At 64.2% G+C, this 18,209-nt stretch carries 21 protein-coding genes; 16 read left to right on the top strand and 5 right to left on the bottom strand.

Going from position 1 to position 18,209, the window contains the following annotated elements; genetic code table 11:
* Nucleotides 1–180: 180 nt before the first annotated feature.
* A complete protein-coding gene (locus AC0L3P_RS35265; protein ID WP_473308806.1) occupies nucleotides 181–942 on the bottom strand; it encodes an SDR family oxidoreductase in 762 nt (253 codons plus the stop codon).
* A 129-nt stretch (nucleotides 943–1,071) separates the two neighbouring features.
* On the opposite strand from AC0L3P_RS35265, the gene AC0L3P_RS35260 reads away from it, so the two are divergent.
* The 3 genes from AC0L3P_RS35260 to AC0L3P_RS35250 all read left to right on the top strand — a co-directional run bounded on the left by AC0L3P_RS35260 (nucleotide 1,072) and on the right by AC0L3P_RS35250 (nucleotide 3,499).
* Nucleotides 1,072–1,584 carry a CvpA family protein gene (locus AC0L3P_RS35260; RefSeq protein ID WP_473308805.1) on the top strand — a complete coding sequence of 171 codons (513 nt, stop codon included), beginning with the start codon at nucleotides 1,072–1,074 and terminating at the stop codon, nucleotides 1,582–1,584.
* Between the two features lie 146 nt (nucleotides 1,585–1,730).
* Nucleotides 1,731–2,513, top strand: coding sequence for an SDR family oxidoreductase (locus AC0L3P_RS35255; RefSeq protein WP_027570121.1), 783 nt, complete (start codon nucleotides 1,731–1,733; stop codon nucleotides 2,511–2,513).
* Complete coding sequence (locus AC0L3P_RS35250) at nucleotides 2,510–3,499, top strand: NADPH:quinone reductase (RefSeq protein WP_473308804.1); 990 nt, start codon at nucleotides 2,510–2,512, stop codon at nucleotides 3,497–3,499. Before AC0L3P_RS35255 ends, AC0L3P_RS35250 begins: the two co-directional genes overlap by 4 nt.
* Nucleotides 3,500–3,511: 12 nt before the next feature.
* Here the strand turns inward: AC0L3P_RS35250 and AC0L3P_RS35245 are convergent, their stop codons facing one another.
* Nucleotides 3,512–3,988, bottom strand: a complete 477-nt coding sequence (locus AC0L3P_RS35245; RefSeq protein ID WP_473308803.1) for a DUF3775 domain-containing protein — start codon at nucleotides 3,986–3,988, stop codon at nucleotides 3,512–3,514.
* 123 nt (nucleotides 3,989–4,111) lie between these two features.
* Between AC0L3P_RS35245 and AC0L3P_RS35240 the strand changes: the two genes are divergently transcribed.
* The 8 genes from AC0L3P_RS35240 to AC0L3P_RS35205 all read left to right on the top strand — a co-directional run bounded on the left by AC0L3P_RS35240 (nucleotide 4,112) and on the right by AC0L3P_RS35205 (nucleotide 11,982).
* Complete coding sequence (locus AC0L3P_RS35240; RefSeq protein WP_473308802.1) at nucleotides 4,112–4,960, top strand: MBL fold metallo-hydrolase; 849 nt, start codon at nucleotides 4,112–4,114, stop codon at nucleotides 4,958–4,960.
* Between the two features lie 129 nt (nucleotides 4,961–5,089).
* Nucleotides 5,090–5,932: a fumarylacetoacetate hydrolase family protein gene (locus tag AC0L3P_RS35235; RefSeq protein ID WP_473308801.1), complete on the top strand. Its 843-nt coding sequence runs from the start codon at nucleotides 5,090–5,092 to the stop codon at nucleotides 5,930–5,932.
* A 157-nt stretch (nucleotides 5,933–6,089) separates the two neighbouring features.
* A complete protein-coding gene (locus AC0L3P_RS35230) occupies nucleotides 6,090–6,701 on the top strand; it encodes a glutathione S-transferase family protein (RefSeq protein ID WP_354060968.1) in 612 nt (203 codons plus the stop codon).
* Between the two features lie 15 nt (nucleotides 6,702–6,716).
* Entirely contained in the window at nucleotides 6,717–7,583 is an 867-nt protein-coding gene (locus tag AC0L3P_RS35225; protein WP_275170824.1) for an MBL fold metallo-hydrolase, read from the top strand.
* Nucleotides 7,584–7,716: 133 nt separating this feature from the next.
* On the top strand, nucleotides 7,717–8,868 hold the full coding sequence (locus AC0L3P_RS35220; protein ID WP_473308800.1) for an alpha/beta hydrolase: 1,152 nt from the start codon (nucleotides 7,717–7,719) through the stop codon (nucleotides 8,866–8,868).
* 62 nt (nucleotides 8,869–8,930) lie between these two features.
* Nucleotides 8,931–9,902: an iron exporter MbfA gene (gene mbfA / locus AC0L3P_RS35215; protein ID WP_219682962.1), complete on the top strand. Its 972-nt coding sequence runs from the start codon at nucleotides 8,931–8,933 to the stop codon at nucleotides 9,900–9,902.
* A 243-nt stretch (nucleotides 9,903–10,145) separates the two neighbouring features.
* Nucleotides 10,146–11,618 (top strand): amidase, encoded by a 1,473-nt coding sequence (locus AC0L3P_RS35210; protein WP_473308799.1) that lies wholly within the window; start codon nucleotides 10,146–10,148, stop codon nucleotides 11,616–11,618.
* A gap of 10 nt (nucleotides 11,619–11,628) precedes the next feature.
* Nucleotides 11,629–11,982: a nuclear transport factor 2 family protein gene (locus AC0L3P_RS35205; protein WP_473308798.1), complete on the top strand. Its 354-nt coding sequence runs from the start codon at nucleotides 11,629–11,631 to the stop codon at nucleotides 11,980–11,982.
* 57 nt (nucleotides 11,983–12,039) lie between these two features.
* Here AC0L3P_RS35205 and AC0L3P_RS35200 read toward each other — a convergent pair whose 3' ends face one another.
* Nucleotides 12,040–12,522, bottom strand: a complete 483-nt coding sequence (locus AC0L3P_RS35200; RefSeq protein WP_473308797.1) for a CinA family protein — start codon at nucleotides 12,520–12,522, stop codon at nucleotides 12,040–12,042.
* A gap of 163 nt (nucleotides 12,523–12,685) precedes the next feature.
* Here AC0L3P_RS35200 and AC0L3P_RS35195 point away from each other — a divergent pair, with 163 nt between their 5' ends.
* Genes AC0L3P_RS35195 through AC0L3P_RS35185 form a run of 3 tightly spaced genes read left to right on the top strand, consistent with a single transcriptional unit; the run spans nucleotide 12,686 to nucleotide 15,290 of the window.
* Nucleotides 12,686–13,744 (top strand): amidohydrolase family protein, encoded by a 1,059-nt coding sequence (locus AC0L3P_RS35195; protein WP_473308796.1) that lies wholly within the window; start codon nucleotides 12,686–12,688, stop codon nucleotides 13,742–13,744.
* Nucleotides 13,745–13,767: 23 nt separating this feature from the next.
* Entirely contained in the window at nucleotides 13,768–14,877 is a 1,110-nt protein-coding gene (locus tag AC0L3P_RS35190; RefSeq protein WP_473308795.1) for an amidohydrolase family protein, read from the top strand.
* A complete protein-coding gene (locus AC0L3P_RS35185) occupies nucleotides 14,877–15,290 on the top strand; it encodes a Rieske (2Fe-2S) protein (protein ID WP_473308794.1) in 414 nt (137 codons plus the stop codon). Before AC0L3P_RS35190 ends, AC0L3P_RS35185 begins: the two co-directional genes overlap by 1 nt.
* Before the next feature lie 36 nt (nucleotides 15,291–15,326).
* Here AC0L3P_RS35185 and AC0L3P_RS35180 read toward each other — a convergent pair whose 3' ends face one another.
* Nucleotides 15,327–16,226 (bottom strand): transcriptional regulator GcvA, encoded by a 900-nt coding sequence (locus AC0L3P_RS35180; protein WP_354060948.1) that lies wholly within the window; start codon nucleotides 16,224–16,226, stop codon nucleotides 15,327–15,329.
* A 110-nt stretch (nucleotides 16,227–16,336) separates the two neighbouring features.
* On the opposite strand from AC0L3P_RS35180, the gene AC0L3P_RS35175 reads away from it, so the two are divergent.
* Both AC0L3P_RS35175 and AC0L3P_RS35170 read left to right on the top strand, forming a co-directional pair.
* Nucleotides 16,337–16,540 carry a DUF1127 domain-containing protein gene (locus AC0L3P_RS35175; protein WP_007599575.1) on the top strand — a complete coding sequence of 68 codons (204 nt, stop codon included), beginning with the start codon at nucleotides 16,337–16,339 and terminating at the stop codon, nucleotides 16,538–16,540.
* A gap of 80 nt (nucleotides 16,541–16,620) precedes the next feature.
* The gene (locus AC0L3P_RS35170) at nucleotides 16,621–17,244 is read left to right on the top strand and encodes a GNAT family N-acetyltransferase (protein WP_473308793.1); all 624 of its coding nucleotides are present in this window, start codon (nucleotides 16,621–16,623) and stop codon (nucleotides 17,242–17,244) included.
* Nucleotides 17,245–17,296: 52 nt separating this feature from the next.
* Here AC0L3P_RS35170 and AC0L3P_RS35165 read toward each other — a convergent pair whose 3' ends face one another.
* Entirely contained in the window at nucleotides 17,297–18,127 is an 831-nt protein-coding gene (locus AC0L3P_RS35165; protein WP_275170812.1) for an enoyl-CoA hydratase, read from the bottom strand.
* Nucleotides 18,128–18,209: the final 82 nt, after the last annotated feature.

The following is an 18,209-nucleotide window of genomic DNA, read 5'->3' as shown; positions in this document are numbered from 1 at the left end:
GGAGAAGGCGGCGGATATGATACGGGCGGAGATGCGGTGACTCTACCTCGTCGTCCCGGCGAAGGCCGGGACCCATAACCACCGAGTTTGGTTTGGCGAAGATAGGTGGTGACCAGCTCGCGCTAATAACTCACACTCGGCGTATGGGTCCCGGCCTTCGCCGGGACGACAGCGGTGTGCTCAATTCAACAAGAACCCGCCGTCCACCGTCACCACGCTCCCCGTCATGTACCGCGAGGCCTTGGAAGCCAGCAGCAGGATCGCGCCGTCGAGATCGGACTCGGCGCCGATACGGCGCTGCGGGATGCGCTTGGTCAGGCGCTCGCCTGACGGCGTCGACCAGAACGCATGGTTCATCTCGGTGTCGATGTAGCCGGGCGCCAGCGCGTTGATGCGGATGTTCTGCCCCGCAAGCTCGAGCGCCATCGCTTTGGTTGCCTGGATGATGCCGGCCTTGGAGATCGCGTAAGGCGACACCGCCTTCAGCACGCCGGTGCCGAGCACGGACGCGATGTTGACGATGTTGCCGTCCTGCTTGCGCGCGATCATCCGGCGCGCGATCTCGGTGGCGAGAAAATAGGCGCCCTTGAGATTGGCGCCGATCACCGCGTCCCAATCGGCCTCGGTCTGCTCGGTCGCGAGCTTTTCGATGGCGATGCCGGCATTGTTGATCAGCACTGTGACCGGGCCGAGTGCGGCTTCCGCGGCATCGACGGCTCTGGCGATCGATGGGGTGTCGGTGACGTCGAGCGCGACGGCGGCGGCACGGCCGCCCTTGCCGCGGATCTCCTCTTCCAGGTTCTTCAGCTTGTCGGTCTGCCGCGCCGCGAGCGCGACGGCCGCGCCGTGCGCCGCCAGCACCCGGGCAAATTGCCGCCCCAGCCCCTGGCTCGCACCTGTGACGAGGATGGTTTCCTGACTGACATCGAATAGGTCTGACATGACGCTTTCCTTGACGCTTTCCTTGGGCGCTTTCCCTGAGCTTTGAGGCCATCAATACAGACGATTTTAACGATCTGAAACCGGAATGATCGGTTCTGCGTTCACTCGTTCCATGGCAGGCTCCCGCGCATGAACAGTTTCGATCTCGCCGTCTATGCGGCGTTCGCAATCGCGATCGGCTTCGGTTTCAGGAGCGGCCTGCTCGGCAGCGCCATGACGATCCTCGCCTATCTCCTCGCCGCCCCCATCGCGGTTGCGCTGATGCCGCTGATCGTCCCGCAGGTCGCGGGCAATCCGAATGCGCCGCTGCTGCAGAACTGGATCTGGTTCTTCGGCATCTTCGTGGTGGTCGGCATGCTGTTTGGACATCTCGGCCGGCTGGCCCTGAGCGACACGATACGGCAGGCCGGCATCGGCGACCGGCTCGGCGGCGCCGCCCTCGGCGCGATCAGGGTCGGCCTCGTCGCCACCACCTTGGTGCTGGTGTTCGATCAGATCGTGCCGGCCAATCGTCAACCGCCGTTTCTCGCCGGCTCGCACCTGCGGCCGCTGTTCTCGACGGTGGGCCGGATGGGCTTCAAGTCGCTGCCGCCGGAGGCGGCCTCCGCGATCGACCGCCTCAAGCAGGAGCGGCGCATTTAGCTCATTGTCTGAGGATCATGCCCGCACATTTGCATCGCCGCGCAAGTGCGCATGCATTTTGATGCGGGCCCGTCCCTTATCAGCGGCGCCAAGGTTGGCTAGAATGGCGGCTCTAAAAACCTGCCTGACATTACGGGAGTGAAACTGTGGATCTTGGGATCAAAGGCCGCCGCGCCATCGTCTGCGCATCCAGCAAAGGCCTCGGACGCGCCTGCGCCATCTCGCTGGCCGAGGCCGGCGTTCACGTCACGCTGACCGCGCGCGGCGCCGAGGCCCTGAAGAAGACGGCCGACGACATCCGCAAGGCCTATCCTGATGTGACTGTTACCGAGATCGTCGGCGACATCACGACGCCCGCGGGCCGCGAGGCGGTGCTGAAGGCCTGCCCCGAGCCCGATATCCTGATCAACAATGCCGGTGGACCGCCGCCCGGCGATTTCCGCAACTGGACCCGCGACGACTGGATCAAGGCGATCGACGCCAACATGCTGACCCCGATCGAGCTGATCAAGTCGACGGTCGACGGCATGATGGCACGCAAGTTCGGCCGCATCGTCAACATCACCTCGGCCGCGGTGAAGGCGCCGATCGACATTCTCGGTCTCTCCAACGGCGCGCGCGCCGGCCTCACCGGCTTCATCGCCGGCCTGTCGCGCAAAACCGTGATCAACAACGTCACCATCAACGGCCTGCTGCCGGGTCCGTTCGAGACCGACCGTCTGCGCAGTACCGCGAAGGGGGAATCCGAGAAGCGCGGCATCACGCCGGACCAGGTTCTGGCCGAGCGCGCCAAGCTCAATCCCGCGGGCCGCTTCGGCGATCCCGACGAGTTCGGCTACGCCTGCGCCTTCCTGTGCGGCAGCAGGGCCGGCTTCATCACCGGGCAGAACCTTCTGCTCGATGGCGGTGCCTTCCCGGGAACGCTGTGAGGGCGGTCTGGTACGAGGAGATAGGACCGGCGGCGGACGTCCTCACCTATGGTGAGATGGCGACGCCGGTCGCGGGTCCAGGCGAAGTTCGTATTCGCCTGGAAGCCTCCGGCGTCAATCCGGCCGATGTCGGCCGGCGCGGGGGCAGCTATCGCGCGAAGGAATTTTCGCGCGTCATTCCGAACAGCGATGGCGCGGGCTTTATCGACCAGATCGGCGATGGCGCGACGCGGTTCAAGATCGGCGACAGGGTCTGGCTGTTCAACGGCCAGCGCAACGGCCGCGCCTTTGGCACCGCAGCCGAACATATCGCGCTTGCCGAGCATCTGGTGACGCCGCTGCCGGACAATCTCTCTTTTGCGGAAGGCGCGACGCTGGGCATTCCCGCAATGACGGCGTGGTGCTCCCTGTTTGCGGAGGGACCGATCGTCGGCAAATCCGTGCTGGTTAGCGGCGGCGCGGGTGCGGTCGGGCATTACGCGGTGCAACTCGCGAAATGGGGCGGCGCGCAGGTGATCGCGACCGTCAGCTCGGCGATGAAAGGCGAGCAGGCGCGACAGGCTGGTGCCGACCTCGTGGTCAATTACAGGGACGAAGATGTCGTTGCCAAGGCGATGGCCTTCACCGGCGGACGCGGGGTCGACCACTTGGTCGATGTCGATTTCGGCGGCAACATCGCGACGACCCTGAAGTTGATGGCCATGAATTCGACCATCGCGGTCTACGCCACGAACGGCAACCGCACGCCGACCGCACCGATGCGCGAGCTGATGGAGAAGTGTATCACGCTCCGCTCGCTCGTCTTGTTCGCGCTGCCGCCGACGCTGCTTGCGGCGGCGCAGGCCGACATCTCGAAATGGCTGGCAGCGGGCCCGCGAATCCACAATGTCGCGGCGCAGTTTGCGTTGTCGGAGACGGCGCAAGCCCATGTCGCCGTCGAGAAAGGCGACAAGCTCGGCACCGTGGTCGTTGACTGCGCGCGCTGATATCGGCCGGGATCACCGCTGCTTGGTGATCTCGTCTTCGTCCCGCTGGCTCGGACTGGATGAATCGGCGACTGGGTTTCCGTCGGTCCAGTCGACGCCGAATTCATCGAGCCCGTCGGCGAGCAGATCGCCCAGCATCGGCTCACCGAGCAGATAATGCGCCGTCTCGCGCCGGGGACTGCGATACTCGGCGCGCGCCTCCACGGCGCGTGCACGCAAAGCGTCCCAATCGTCGATTGTGCCGTCGCCGCGACCGAGCCAGGTCAGCGTGACGAGATCGATCTGCTCGTCCTCGTTCATGGCCACGATGAAACTTCCGAGTTCGTTGACCACCGGATCGGAGCCGTCATCCTCAAGGACGTCGACCGAATCGTCATCCGTCGCATTCGAGCCGGAATCCGGATCGGAATCCGCCTGCTTGACGTCGAATTCACGCGCCTTTTCGATGATGAAGGCGACCTTCTCCGCGGAAATCGCAAGCTCTGGCATGGCTGGCCCTTTGTCTTTTCCTGGGTTCCCGCGATAACGCCGCACCGCGTCAGATGATCCATTGCGCCTGACGGCGAAACTGCGCATGTTCCCTGCCAAAGCAAGAACATGAGGATGCGCCGGATGCAGTGGAAGGTCGGCAGGGTCAAAATCACCAAGGTCGTGGAATTGGAGACGGTCGGCTCGACCCGCTTCATTCTGCCCTTGGCGAGCAATGCAGAAATCCAGAAGCTGCCTTGGCTGATCCCGCATTTCGCCACCGAAGAGGGCCGGCTGAAAATGTCGATCCATTCGCTGGTGGTGGAGACGCCGACGCGCCGCATCGTGGTCGATACCGGGCTTGGCAACGACAAGCAGGGCCGCAACGTCCCGACCTGGAACGATCGCACCACGCCGTTCCTGGAGACGATGATTGCGGCGGGCTTTCCGCCGGAGAGTATCGATACTGTGCTGTGCACGCATCTTCACGTCGATCATGTCGGCTGGAACACGAAGCTGGTCGACGGCAAATGGGTGCCGACCTTCCCCAACGCGCGCTATGTCTTCGGCAAGACCGAGTACGAGCATTGGCGCGACCATTCCACCGAGCCGGACAAGCAAGCCGTATTTGGCGATTCCGTGAAGCCGATCGTCGATGCCGACCGGGCCGAGTTGGTCGCGAGCGACCACCGGCTCAGCGACGAGATCAGCATGATCCCGACCCCCGGTCACAGCCCCGGGCATATGAGCATTCTGATCCGGTCGGACGGCGAGCAGGGACTGCTGACGGGCGACGTCGCTCATCATCCCTGCCAGATGGCGCATCTCGGCTGGTCCTCGACCGCGGATTCCGACCAGAGCCAATCGGCGGCGACGCGGCGCGAATTGTTCGGCCGATTTGCCGACACCCCGACGCTGGTGATCGGCGGGCATTTTTCGGCCGGGCATATCAGGCGGGACGGGGACGCGTTCAGGTTCGAGGCGCTGGCCTAGGTCTCGTGCCCCCTACGATCACCCGAATTGAGAGGGCTGCAATGCGCCCCTCTTTGAGCGGTTGAATTTCCCGCCGCCCTGTTCCATGAAGCTGTTCAACCGATCGGTCCATTCCAGGGAGAAACGAGAATGAAGCTTGTTCGTTATGGCGAGAAGGGTGCGGAAAAGCCCGGCCTGATCGACAAATCCGGCCAGTTGCGCGACCTGTCGGCGCATGTGAAGGACCTGACCGGCGAGGCCTATTCGCCCGAGAACCTGAAGAAGCTGGCGGCGCTCGATCCGGCCTCGCTACCCGCCGTCTCCGGCAAGCCGCGGTTCGGCGCCCCCGTCACCGGCATGTCGAAGTTCGTGGCGATCGGCCTCAACTATAGCGACCACGCCAAGGAGACCGGCGCGGAGATCCCGAGCGAGCCGATCATTTTCATGAAGGCCAACACCTCGCTGTCCGGCCCGAACGACGCCGTCGAGAAGCCGCGCGGCTCGACCAAGCTCGACTGGGAGGTCGAGATCGCCGCGATCATCGGCACACGGGCAAAATACGTCTCGGAAGCCGACGCTCTCAACCACGTCGCCGGCTACTGCGTCTGCAACGACGTCTCCGAGCGCGCCTTTCAGATCGAGCGCCTGGGTCAGTGGACCAAGGGCAAGTCGCACGACACGTTCGGCCCGCTCGGCCCCTGGCTCGCCACCAAGGACGAGATCAAGGACGTGCAGAACCTGCCGATGTGGCTCGACGTCAACGGTCAGCGTCGCCAGACCGGCTCGACCAAGACCATGATCTTCTCGATGGCCAAGTGCATCTCCTATGTCTCGCAGTTCATGACGCTGCTGCCGGGCGACATCATCACGACAGGCACCCCGCCCGGCGTCGGTCTCGGCATGAAGCCGCCGACCTTCCTCAATGTCGGCGACGTCATCACGCTCGGCATCGAGGGCCTCGGCGAGCAGCGCCAGGAGATCGTCGCGGCGTAAGCCGCGGCCAGCGCAACACTCGTCGTCATGCCCGGGCTTGTCCCGGGCATCCACGTCTCACAGTCTAACCACGCGGAAGCGCGTGGATGGCCGGGTCAAGCCCGGCCATGACGGAGGAGACACCGTTTGCTCAAGACCGATCGCAGGGAATTGTCCCATGAAGCTCACCTTCTCCCCCGCCTCGCCCTTTGCCCGCAAGGTGCGCATCGCCGCGATCGAGCTCGGGCTGATCGACAAGATCGAGTTCACGCCGGCAGCCGTCGCGCCCGGCACGGCCAACGAGGACTATTCGCGCATCACGCCGCTGAAGAAGCTGCCGGTGCTGATCACCAATGACGGCGATGTCATCCTGGACTCTTACGTCATCGTCGAATACCTCAACGAGATGGCCGGCGGCAGCCTGATCCCCGACTACGGTCCGCGGCGCTGGAAGGCCAAGACCAATCATTCCCTGATCAACGGCATGCTCGATTCCATGCTGCTGTGCCGCTACGAGAAGATGGTGCGGCCGCAGGGCTTGCAATGGCAGGCTTGGTCGGACGACCATTGGAATCGGGCCTGGACCGGCATGGCGCGCTTCGAGAACATGCCTGAAGTGCTCAACGGCCCGTTCGATATCTCGCAGATCGGCCTCGTTTGCGTGCTCGGCTATGCCGACTTCCGCTTCGCCGATTGCGGCTGGCGCAAGGCCTATCCGAAGCTCGACGCCTTCCACCAGAAGATGCTCGAGCGGCCCTCCGTGAAGATCTCGGTGCCGCCGGCCGCGTAAAGCGCAGGAGTTCTTATGAGCCTGAAATACTCGGTCGGCGATCTCACCATCCATCGGATCATCGAGCAGGAGACGACGTTCCTCCCGGCACTGGAGCTCATCCCTGGTCTGACGCCGGAGGTGCTGGCCGAGAACCGCGCGTGGATGCGCGAAACCAAGGCGATCGACGACCAGGATACGCTGATCCTGTGTTTCCAGTCCTATGTGATCAAGACGCCGCATCACACCATTTTGGTCGACAGCTGCATCGGCAACGACAAGCCGCGGCCGCGGCCGAAATGGAACATGAAGACTGATGATGCCTATATGCGCGGTCTCGCCGCCGCCGGATTCTCGGTCGATGACATCGACTTCGTGATGTGCACGCATCTGCATGTCGATCACGTCGGCTGGAACACGCGGCTGGAGAACGGCCGCTGGGTGCCGACCTTCCCGAAAGCGCGCTACGTCTTCGCCAAGCAGGAATTCGATCACTGGACCGAGCAGAACGCGAAGGCGGAGGTGCCGCCCTTCGCCGACAGCGTGCTGCCGGTGGTCGAGGCCAAACGCCACGAACTCGTCGGCAACGATCACCAGATCGGCGATCACGTTCGTATTCTGCCGACGCCGGGCCACACGCCGGGCCATATCGCCATCACGATGGGCCACGGCAAGGACGACGCCGTGTTCTCCGGCGACCTCATGCACTCACCGATCCAGACGCTCTATCCGGAGCTGTCGGTGAAATTCGACGTCGATCAGGCCAAGGCGGCAACAACGCGCCGCAGCTTCCTGGAACGCTATTGCGACACCGACACGCTGTGCTGCACCGCGCATTTCCCCTCGCCGTCGGTGGGGAAGATCCGGCGCAAGGGCAGTGGCTTCGTCTGCGCGGCGGTGTGATCTAGCCGAGACGCCGTAGGGTGGGCAAAGCGAAGCGTGCCCACCATGCCAAACGCGTTATAGAATGATGGTGGGCACGGCGCGCGAAGCGCGCCTTTGCCCACCCTACGATTCCACCCGTGTGGAGAAAGCAATGACCGACCTCCCCGACATCCCGCTCCCTGCCGGCATCCGCTCACGCTATGTCGACGACATCAACGGCCTGCGCATCCATGTGCTGGAGGCCGGCTTCGAGACCAAGGCGCGGCCCTGCATCCTGCTGCTGCACGGCTTTCCGGAGCTCGCCTTCTCCTGGCGCAAGGTGATGCCGGCGCTCAGCTCGGCCGGCTATCACGTGATCGCGCCGGACCAGCGCGGTTATGGCCGGACGACGGGATGGAGCGCGGATTACGACGGCGACCTCGCGCCGTTTTCGCTCTTCAACCTGGTGCGGGATGCGCTCGGGCTGGTGTCGGCGTTCGGCTACAGGCAGGTCGATGTGGTCGGACATGATTTCGGCAGCCCGGTCGCGGCCTGGTGCGCGCTGATGCGACCCGACGTGTTTCGTTCGATGGCGATGATGAGCGCACCGTTCGGCGGAGCTCCGCCGCTGCCGTTCAACACGATCGACGCGCCCGCAAAGCCAGCGGCTGAAGACCCCGTGCATCGCGAGCTCGCCGCCTTGCCGCGTCCGCGCAAGCATTATCAGTGGTACTATGCCACACGCCCGGCCAACGCGGACATCCACCGCGCGCCGCAAGGCGTGCATGATTTCCTGCGCGCCTACTATCATCACAAGAGTGCGGACTGGACCGACAACAAGCCATATCCGCTGAAATCCTGGTCGGCAAACGAGCTGGCGAAGCTGCCGACCTATTATGTGATGGACCTGAACGAGACCATGGCCGAGACGGTCGCGAAAGAGATGCCCTCGCCGGCCGCGATCGCCGCCAACCAATGGCTGCCCGACCGCGAGCTCGCCTACTACAGCGCCGAATATGGCCGCACCGGATTCCAGGGCGGCCTGCAATGGTACCGCTGCGGCACATCAGGCGCATTCAACAGCCAGCTCCAATTGCTCGCCGGCCGCACCATCGATGTCCCCGCCTGCTTCATCTCGGGCAAGCAGGATTGGGGCACTTATCAGCGTCCGGGGGTGTTCGAGGCCATGCAGGCGCGGGCCTGCACGAAGCTGCTCGGCTGCCACCTTGTCGATGGCGCCGGTCACTGGGTGCAGCAGGAGCAGCCGGCCGAGGTAAGTCGGCTACTGCTCGATTTCCTGGCGAGGAGCCGCGGCGTGATTTGACCCTGGAACCCCGCCGCCTTATATAGTTTAGAATTATTCTAAACTAATGAGACGGGGCCGCCGTGAAGAATTTTGCCGATCTGACCGAGCGCGAGGTGCTTGCGGTCGCGATCTCCTCCGAGGAGGAGGACAGTCGCATCTATATGAGCTTCGCCGAAGACCTGAAGGAGCGCTATCCGGACTCCGCCAAGATCTTCGAGCAGATGGCCGAGGAAGAGCGCGGCCATCGTCACATGCTGCTGGAAATGTATGAGCAGCGCTTCGGTCCGCATTTGCCCCCGATCCGCCGCGAGGACGTCAAAGGCTTCCTGCGCCGCCGTCCGGTCTGGCTCACCAAGAACCTGCCGCTCGACACCATCCGACGGGAAGTCGAGACGATGGAATTGCAGGCCGAGCGCTTCTACGTGAAGGCGGCTGAGCAGGCGCAGGATGTCGGCGTGCGCCGCCTGCTCGGCGATCTGGCCGAAGCCGAGAAAGGCCACGAAGAGGTGGCCGCGAAGCTGACCGACCAGATCCTGAGTTCAGACGTGCGCGCGGAGGAAGACCGCACCAACCGGCGCATGTTCGTGCTGCAATATGTGCAGCCAGGTCTCGCCGGCCTGATGGACGGCTCGGTTTCGACGCTGGCGCCGCTGTTTGCGGCTGCCTTCGCCACGCATCAGAATTGGCAGACGTTTTTGGTCGGCCTCGCCGCCTCGATCGGTGCCGGCATCAGCATGGGTTTTGCGGAGGCGCTGTCCGACGACGGCTCGCTGACCGGTCGCGGTTCGCCCTGGCTCCGCGGTCTCACCTGCGGCTTGATGACGACGCTCGGCGGGCTTGGACATACCTTGCCGTATCTCGTGCCCGATAGCTGGGCCAACGCCTTCTGGATCGCGACCGGAATCGCCGGAATCGTCGTGTTCTTCGAATTGTGGGCGATCGCCTTTATCCGCGCGCGCTACATGGACACGCCGTTCCTGCAGGCCGTATTCCAGATCGTGCTTGGTGGCGCGATCGTGCTCGCCGTGGGGATATTGATCGGAGCGGCGTAACAGCCTCACTCTCGGTGTCATGCCCCGCGAGGGCGCAGCATCCAGTACGCCGCGACCTCTCCGTGTCCGATCGGCGCCGGTGGAATACTGGATCGCCCGGTCAAGCCGGGCGATGACTGCGAGTGGTTGCTTGGCTCACCGCGTTCCGTCTTGCTCACATGTCAATCGCGATCAAACGGCGATTGCGGTGCTGGGCCAAACTGCGCATCATTGTTCGAGGACAAGAAGAACAGGAGATGCGCCATGGCCAAATCCGAATGGAGCTTCAAGAGCGCGGTCGCGCTGTCGGCGGCACTGACGGCCAAGAAGGTTTCCGCGGTCGAGCTCACGCAGGATGCGATCGACCGAATCGAACGGCACGACGGCAAGGTCAACGCGATCTGCGTCCGGGATTTCGACCGCGCGCTCGACGCAGCACGCGAGGCGGACGCCGCGTTGGCGCGCGGCGAGCGGAAGCCGCTGCTCGGCCTCCCCATCACGGTGAAGGAATCCTACAACGTCGCCGGCCTGCCCACGACCTGGGGCTGGGCGCCGCAGAAAGACTTCAAGCCGGCGGAGGACGCGCTGTCGATCACCCGGGTGAAGGGTGCCGGTGGCGTCATCCTCGGCAAGACCAACGTGCCCGTGGGTTTGGCGGATTGGCAGAGCTACAACGAGATCTATGGCACGACCAACAATCCATTCGATCTCGGCCGCACGCCGGGTGGCTCGTCGGGCGGCTCGTCTGCGGCGCTCGCGGCGGGCTACGGACCACTCTCGCTCGGGTCGGACATCGGCGGCTCGTTGCGCGTGCCCGCCTTCCATTGCGGGGTCTATGCGCACAAGCCGACCTACAATCTCTGTCCAACACGCGGCCATACGCCGCCGCCATTTCCTGCCATCCCGATGGAGCGCGATATGGCGGTGATCGGTCCGATGGCGCGCAGCGCAGTCGATCTGCCCCTGCTCCTGGACGTGATGGCAGGCCCCGATCCTCTGGACCTGGGCGTAGGATACAAGCTCGCGCTGCCGGAGGCGCGACACCGCGCGCTGAAGGATTTTCGCGTGCTGGTGATCGACAGCCATCCGTTGCTGCCTGCGAATGCCGACATTCGCGGCGCCATCGAGAAGCTGGCGGACCAATTGTCGCGCGCAGGTGCGAGCATCACGCGCGAAAGCCCGCTGTTTCCCGACTTCACAGATGCCTCTCGCCTCTACATGCGCATGCTGATGGGTTTTCTCGGCGCCTTCCTTCCGCCGGACATTCTCGCCGGCGCGCGTGCCGGAGCAGCGCAGCTCTCGCCTGAGGACAAGAGCCTTGCTGCCGAGCGGCTGCGCGGCATGACCAGCACACATCAGGCCTGGGTGTTCGACGAAGGCGCTCGGGCCGGCCTGCGCGCGCAATGGCGACACCTGTTCAGGACATTCGATGCGGTGATCTGCCCGATCATGCCGACCCCGGCCTATCCGCATGATCATTCGCCGGAGCAGGAAGAGCGCCGGATCAATATTGATGGCAGGGACTTTGCCTATCCGGACCAGCTTGCGTGGCCCGGCGTCGCCACGCTGACGGGCCTGCCGGCAACGGCTGTTCCGCTCGGTCTGTCGAAGGAGGGCCTGCCGGTCGGCGTGCAAATTATCGGGCCGTTCCTCGAGGACCGCACGCCGCTGAAGCTCGCCGAGCTGATCGAACGCGAGTTCGGCGGGTTCGTGCCGCCGCCCTTATTCAAGGACTGAGGGAAATCTCATGAGCAACGACCTCGAACAGCTCACCGCGCTCAACCGCGACTATGTCGCCTCCGTGCAGAATTGCGACGTCAAGCGCTTCGACGAAATTTTGGCGCGGGAGTTCTACTGCTCCAATCCCGACAAGACGCTGGTCGATCGCGAGGCCTTCCTGAAGCAGACGGCGCGGCCGATTGCGATCCGGAATCTCAGGGAGCACGACGTCATCATCCGCATCATGGGCGATTTCGCCATCATCCACGCGGCGACGAGCTACACCAATGCGGACGGCCAGCAGGCCACCGGGCGCTATACCGATTGCTGGGCGAAGAGAGGCGAGACGTGGCTGGCTGTGTCGGCGCACGTGTCGCGATAAAGCGCGCGTCACACCACACATTCTCCGGGACAGCCAGATATTCGGGAGGCCGCGAGCTCACCGCTCCAGATTCTTCAGCAGAAATCTCAGCGCTGTCGCCGCAAAGGTCTGCATATTGGCCAAGCGGTCGTTGCTGCCCGTCTCCAGCGTCATCACCTCAACTGCGGGCCCGGCGACCGCCATGCAGCTATGGCCCGCCGCATCGCCGTAGCGATTGCCGGTCGGACCGGACGCGCCGGTCTCGGACAGGCCCCAATCGCAGTTGAAACGGCCGCGCATCCGCTCGGCCAGCAGTTGCGCGTAGGGCTCCGACGAGGAACGAAAGCCCTTCATTCCTTCGTCTGAAATATCCATCAGCACGCGCCTGGCATCGCGGGTGTAGACCACGGCGCCGCCGAGGAAATAGGCGGACGCGCCGGGCACCGCGAGAAGGCTGGCCGAGATCAGGCCGCCGGTCGAGGATTCCGCCACGGCAATGGTCTGCTTGCGCGCGATCAGCCTCACTGCCACCTGTTCCGCAATGCCGACGAGCTCTTTCATTCGTTGACCCCTTATTCCTTCGCAACCGAGCTCGGCCTTTCTAGCATATGACAGCGCCCTTGGCCGAGTTGCAGCCAACGGGCAGGCCTGCTTGAATGGCGGCAAGGCGGAGCGGCCAAGCGCTGCCCGAGAAGGCGCGACGAGGAAACGCGAAGGACACGTCATGGCGTCCCTGATCGCCGGCGGGGTGGATTGCGATGTGCATCCGGCCGTGCCGCATCTGACCAGCCTGCTGCCGTACCTGAACGACTATTGGCGCGATCAGGTGACGACGCGCGGCATGGTCGATCTCATCTCGCAATCCTACCCGCAAAATTCGCCGATCACGGCGCGGCCCGACTGGCGCCCCGAAAGCGGCAAGCCGGGCGAGAGCCTTGCGGACATGCAGCGCCATGTGCTCGATCCCTTTCAGCTCTCGCATGCCATCTGCAATCCGCTCTACGGCGTGCAGATGGTGTTTTCCGAGGATCTGCAGGCCGCCTTCTGCCGCGCACTGAACGAGTGGCTCGTGAAGGAATGGCTCGATCGCGATCAGCGGCTGCGCGGCTCCATCGTGATCCCCACCCAGAGCGTCGAGAAGGCCGTCGCCGAGATCGAGCGCTGTGCGGCGGATCGCCGCTTCGTGCAGGTGCTGATGCTGGTGATGGGCGATACGCCGCTCGGCAAGCGCGCGCTGTGGCCGATCTACGAGGCGGCAGAACGGCTGGACCTTCCGATCGGCATTCATGCCGGTTCCGCCTATCACAATCCGCCGACCGCCGTCGGCTGGGGTTCCTACCACATCGAGGATTATGCCGGTCAGGCCCAGGCGTTCCAGACCCAGCTCACCAGCCTGATCGTCGAGGGCGTATTCGCCAAATATCCGCGACTGAAGATGGTGATGCTGGAATCAGGCGTATCCTGGATCTCGCCCTTTCTCTGGCGCCTTCACAAGTTCTGGCGGGGCGTGCGGATGGAGACGCCGTGGGTTGATCGCGCGCCGCTGGAGATTGTGCGCAGCAACATCCGCTTCTCGTTACAGCCATTCGACGCGCCGCCGGATGAGGCGACATTAATTCGCCTGTTTGATCATATGCAGTCGGACGAATTAGTCCTATTCTCCACCGACTATCCGCACTGGCAGTTCGACGGCCAGGAGGCGCTGCCCGCAGGTCTCACCCCCGATCTCGTGCGCAAGATCATGATCGATAATCCGCATGCGACCTATCCCCGCCTGACTTAGCCGCTGCCAAAGGAGGCAAGGCGATGAATATTCAGTTCCGCGAAAGCTCCGAAGCCGCTTCCCCACTCGCCGTCAAAACCGCGATCGCGGACTGCGACATCCATCCGGCACGCGCGACCCGCGCCGAGCTCTATCCTTACCTCGCCAAACGCTGGCAGCATCATCTCGAAGTCTATGGCATCCATGCCTATCAGGGCATGATGGAAGGTCCGCCCTATCCGAAGGCCCAGCCCAACGCCTCGCGCCGCGACGCCTATCCGCCGGAAGGCGGGCCGCAGGGCTCATCGCTATCCTTCATGCAGAAGCAGCTGCTCGATCCCCACAACGTGCAGCTCGGCGTGCTCAATCCCCTCAACACCGGACAGGGCATCCGCAATCACGAGCTCTCGGCCGCCTTGTGCTCGGCGATCAACGACTGGCAGATCGACAAATGGACCAGCAAGGACAAGCGGCTGAAGGCCTCCATCGTCGTCGGCAATGAGGACGGCCTGTCGGCCGCCGCCGAAATCCGCGAACGCGCCGGCGACAAGAATTTCGTGCAGGTGCTGCTGCTCAGCCGCAATGTCGAGCCGCTCGGCCAGCGCCGCTACTGGCCGATCTATCAGGCCGCGGAAGAGGCCGGCCTGCCCGTCGGCGTCCACGCCTTCGGTTTCGGCGGCAACCCGATCACGCCGTCGGGCTGGCCTTCCTATTACATCGAGGAGATGGTCGGCCACTCGCAGTGCCAGCAATCGGCGCTCGCGAGCCTCGTGCTGGAGGGCGTGTTCGAGCGCTTCCCGAAATTGAAGATGGTGATGATCGAGGCCGGCTTCGGCTGGGCGCCGTCGCTGGCGTGGCGGCTCGACAAGGTCTGGCAGCGGCTGCGGAGCGAGGTGCCGCATGTCAAACGGCCGCCGTCCGAATATATCCGCGAGCAGGTGTGGTGGACGACGCAGCCGATGGAGGATCCGGAGCGGCGCGAGGATCTGTTCGACGTCATCAAGTGGATCGGCTGGGACCGGCTGCTGTTCGCGACCGACTATCCGCACTGGGATTACGACGAGCCGTCGCGCGTGCTGCCCGCGGGCGTCAGCGACGACAATCGCGAGGCGTTCTATCTCGGCAATGCGAAGAAGCTGTACGGGATCGCTTGATGGCGCGGCATGTGATTGCCGCGGTCGACGAGCTTCCGCCCGGCACGCGAAAATTTCTGGAGATCGACGGACGGCCGATCGCGGTCTTCAACATCAAGGGTGAATATTTCGGCCTGATGAACCGCTGCCCGCATCAGGGCGCGGCGCTGTGCGAGGGGCCGCTCATCGGGCTCGCGCAATCGACGGATCCGGGCGAGATCGAATACACCAAGCTCGGCGAAATCATTCGCTGCCCATGGCATGGCTGGGAGTTCGACATCCGCACCGGCCAGTCCTATTGCGACCCCCGCCGCTTCCGCGTGAAGGCCTATCCGGCTCATGTCGAGCCGGGTGCGAGCGTTGTGAAGGGGCCGTATGTCGCCGAGACTGTCGCGGTGAAGGTCGAGAGCGATTACGTCGTGGTGGAGTTGTAGCGAGAAGCAGGTGGCCGGACATGCGCCGGCACGATCTCAGGCTTTATTCTGCGTTGCAGTGATCATCCAATCGCGGAATGCGGCGAGCTTCGGCGCCCCGCGGCGGCCCTCCGGCGCGACCAGGTAGAAGCCGGCATCGGCCGGCAGCGCGATCTTGAAGGGAACCACGAGCCGGCCCTTGGCGATGTCGTCCTGGACGTAGGAGGTCCGCCCCATCGCCACGCCGATGCCGTCGATCGCGGCCTGGATTGTCATGAAGATCATGTCGAAGGTGATGCCGGGCTGCCTGGCGATGTCGGCCGGCTGACCTGCCGCGGTCAACCACAGCCGCCAGTCGTCGCTGTTGGCATTGGAGGTGTGCAGCAGCATGTGGCTCTTGAGGTCCTCCGGACAGCGCAACGGCTTGTCGCCACGGAGGAGAGACGGGCTGCAGACCGGAAACAGCTCGTCCGCCATCAGCCAGTCGGCGCGCAAGCCCGGCCACTGGCCGCGCCCGTAGCGGATCGCGGCGTCGACATTGTCGCGCTGGAAGTCGACGAGGCCGGTCGAGGTGGTGATGCGAACGTCGATGCCCGGATGGTGCTCCTGGAAATCGGTCAGCCGCGGCAGCAGCCATTTGGCGGCAAGCGAGGCCAGCGTCGAAACCGTCAGCACCTTGTCGTCGTCCTTGCGCAGCAGCCGATCGGTGGCAAGCCGGAGGTCGTTGAAGGCGGCGCGGACGCCCGGCAAATAGTCGCGCGCCTCGGCCGTCAGCGCCAGCGCGCGGTTCTGCCGGACGAACAGGCGGATACCGAGCTCCTCCTCGAGCCTGCGGATCTGATGGCTGATCGCGGTCTGGGTCACGTTCAGCTCGGACGCCGCCAGCGTGAAGCTGAGATGGCGCGCGGCGGCCTCAAAGGCCCGCAATCCGTTCAGGGAGGGCAATCTGGCAGTCATCTGGCAGCAGGATACATGACGTTATTTCATGCGAAAGAGTACAAATTGTCGTTTGTCGCAGTGCATCAGGAAGCAGATATTAGCGGTCAACTTAGCTCCAGGAGCTGACAATGTCTACTTTGACCCAGAATTCGATGACAAATCATCATGCGCCCGGCTTGATCCATCAGATCGGCGAGACCCTTCACGTCTGGCACGAGCGCTACCGGACCCGGCGTGAGCTCACCAACTGGTCCGCGCGTGACCTTCAGGACGTCGGGCTGTCCTGGAGCGATGTGGCCTACGAGGCCGACAAACCCTTCTGGCGGGCCTGATTGGCCGCCAGGCCGGCGCCGCCTGACTGTGGGGCGCCGGCGGTCCCTTTTCCCTTTGGTCCCCTTGGGGGCGCGGTGTCATGAGCAGCCTTCGCCTGGAAGATTTGAAGCAGTATTCGGACACGCTACGCACGCGACACGGCGAGGCGCTGCGCGTGCGCTTCGTCGAGCCGCGCGACACCGAGGAGCTCCAGCACTATTTTCGCTCGCTCTCGACGCGCTCCCGCTACAACCGCTTCTTCGGTGCGATCAGCGAACTGCCGCAGGGCCTGCTCCACGAATTCCTCCAGATCGGCGAGCGCGAACGTTTTACCGTGGTGGCGACCATGATGGTCGACGGCTTCGAGACCATCGTCGCCGAAGCGCGCTACGCACTGCATGCCGAAACTGAGACGCTTGAATTCGGCCTGTCGGTTGCGGACCGCTGGCAGGGCCACGGCATCGCCACCGTGCTGATGAAGAATCTCGAATGCCGCGCGGCCGCGCTCGGCGCCGACCACATGTTCGGCGACACGCTACGCTCCAACGCCGCCATGATCTCGCTCGCGCGCAAAGCGAGCTTCGCCTTCGTCAAACATCCCGACGATTGGAAGCTGGTGCGCTTCGACAAGGAGATCTCCGTCGCACCGAAGGATATTCCCTGCGCGAGCTGGCGTCTCGTCGCCCTTTCCCGTCAGGCCGATAGCCCCTCAGCCTCGGCCTGACACCACTCGAGCCCGGCCTGGCCAAAACCAGAGCCGGGCATTTTTTTCGCCGCTACTTCCCCGTGAACACCGCCTTGCGCTTCTCGATGAACGCCTGCACCGCTTCCTTGTGATCGGCGGTGGTAGTCAGGCGGACCAGACGTTCGGCTTCGTGGTCGCGCGCGGTCTCAAAATCGAACAGCAAGGCCTCGTCGAGATTGTCCTTCATGTAGCGCAACGCGAGGCGCGGACCTCCAGCCAGGGATTTTGCCAGGGCGAAGGCCTCCGCCTGCAATTCGTCATCGGGCACCACGCGGTTGACGAGGCCGATGGCCTCGCACCTTGCAGCATCGACCCGATCGCCGGTGAACAGCAGTTCGCGCGCCCGCGCGGTGCCGACGAGGCGCGTCAACAGCCACGCGATGCCATAATCGCCGCTGAGCGCAATGCGCGCATAGCCGGTCGCGACGAAGGCCGATTGCGCGGCGATGCGGATGTCGCACGCCATGGCGATGGCGAGCCCCGCGCCGACCGCCGGCCCCGGCAGCGCCGCGATGGTCGGCTTGCGCACCGACACCAGCGCGCCAGTGAGCAGGCGCTGCCGCTCCTGGAGATCGGCGATGCGATCTTCCAGCGACATCTCCAGCTTCTTGGGGTCGCGATGTGCGCCCATGCCCTTGACGTTGCCACCGGCGCAGAACGCTTCGCCCGCGCCGGTGATCAGCAGCGCGCCGACATCGGGGTTCTCGCCGCAGGTGCGAATCATCGTGCGTAGCGCCGGGGTCAGGGCGTCTGACAGCGAGTTGCGCGCCTCCGGCCGGTTCAGCGTGATCAATGCGACGCGATCGCGGATCACGCAGAGAAGTTCACTGGTGCCGGTATCGATGATGGTGTCCGTGGTCATGATTCCCGCCCTTGTAGGGTGGGCAAAGCGAAGCGTGCCCACCAATTGCTGTTTCGTCGTTGATGGTGGGCACGGCGCTATG

It is taken from the genome of Bradyrhizobium sp. WSM4874 (genome assembly GCF_055811835.1).
Note: the sequence above shows the minus strand (reverse complement) of the source record. Positions and strands in the feature narration are given on the sequence as shown.

Excerpts from the sequence above, each read along its gene's own strand:
- AC0L3P_RS35265 (WP_473308806.1), bottom strand. The coding sequence starts at position 942 with ATGTCAGACCTATTCGATGTCAGTCAGGAAACCATCCTCGTCACAGGT.
- AC0L3P_RS35260 (WP_473308805.1), top strand. The coding sequence starts at position 1,072 with ATGAACAGTTTCGATCTCGCCGTCTATGCGGCGTTCGCAATCGCGATC.
- AC0L3P_RS35245 (WP_473308803.1), bottom strand. The coding sequence starts at position 3,988 with ATGCCAGAGCTTGCGATTTCCGCGGAGAAGGTCGCCTTCATCATCGAA.
- AC0L3P_RS35240 (WP_473308802.1), top strand. The coding sequence starts at position 4,112 with ATGCAGTGGAAGGTCGGCAGGGTCAAAATCACCAAGGTCGTGGAATTG.
- AC0L3P_RS35235 (WP_473308801.1), top strand. The coding sequence starts at position 5,090 with ATGAAGCTTGTTCGTTATGGCGAGAAGGGTGCGGAAAAGCCCGGCCTG.
- AC0L3P_RS35230 (WP_354060968.1), top strand. The coding sequence starts at position 6,090 with ATGAAGCTCACCTTCTCCCCCGCCTCGCCCTTTGCCCGCAAGGTGCGC.
- AC0L3P_RS35225 (WP_275170824.1), top strand. The coding sequence starts at position 6,717 with ATGAGCCTGAAATACTCGGTCGGCGATCTCACCATCCATCGGATCATC.
- AC0L3P_RS35220 (WP_473308800.1), top strand. The coding sequence starts at position 7,717 with ATGACCGACCTCCCCGACATCCCGCTCCCTGCCGGCATCCGCTCACGC.
- AC0L3P_RS35210 (WP_473308799.1), top strand. The coding sequence starts at position 10,146 with ATGGCCAAATCCGAATGGAGCTTCAAGAGCGCGGTCGCGCTGTCGGCG.
- AC0L3P_RS35205 (WP_473308798.1), top strand. The coding sequence starts at position 11,629 with ATGAGCAACGACCTCGAACAGCTCACCGCGCTCAACCGCGACTATGTC.
- AC0L3P_RS35200 (WP_473308797.1), bottom strand. The coding sequence starts at position 12,522 with ATGAAAGAGCTCGTCGGCATTGCGGAACAGGTGGCAGTGAGGCTGATC.
- AC0L3P_RS35195 (WP_473308796.1), top strand. The coding sequence starts at position 12,686 with ATGGCGTCCCTGATCGCCGGCGGGGTGGATTGCGATGTGCATCCGGCC.
- AC0L3P_RS35190 (WP_473308795.1), top strand. The coding sequence starts at position 13,768 with ATGAATATTCAGTTCCGCGAAAGCTCCGAAGCCGCTTCCCCACTCGCC.
- AC0L3P_RS35185 (WP_473308794.1), top strand. The coding sequence starts at position 14,877 with ATGGCGCGGCATGTGATTGCCGCGGTCGACGAGCTTCCGCCCGGCACG.
- AC0L3P_RS35180 (WP_354060948.1), bottom strand. The coding sequence starts at position 16,226 with ATGACTGCCAGATTGCCCTCCCTGAACGGATTGCGGGCCTTTGAGGCC.
- AC0L3P_RS35175 (WP_007599575.1), top strand. The coding sequence starts at position 16,337 with ATGTCTACTTTGACCCAGAATTCGATGACAAATCATCATGCGCCCGGC.
- AC0L3P_RS35170 (WP_473308793.1), top strand. The coding sequence starts at position 16,621 with ATGAGCAGCCTTCGCCTGGAAGATTTGAAGCAGTATTCGGACACGCTA.
- AC0L3P_RS35165 (WP_275170812.1), bottom strand. The coding sequence starts at position 18,127 with ATGACCACGGACACCATCATCGATACCGGCACCAGTGAACTTCTCTGC.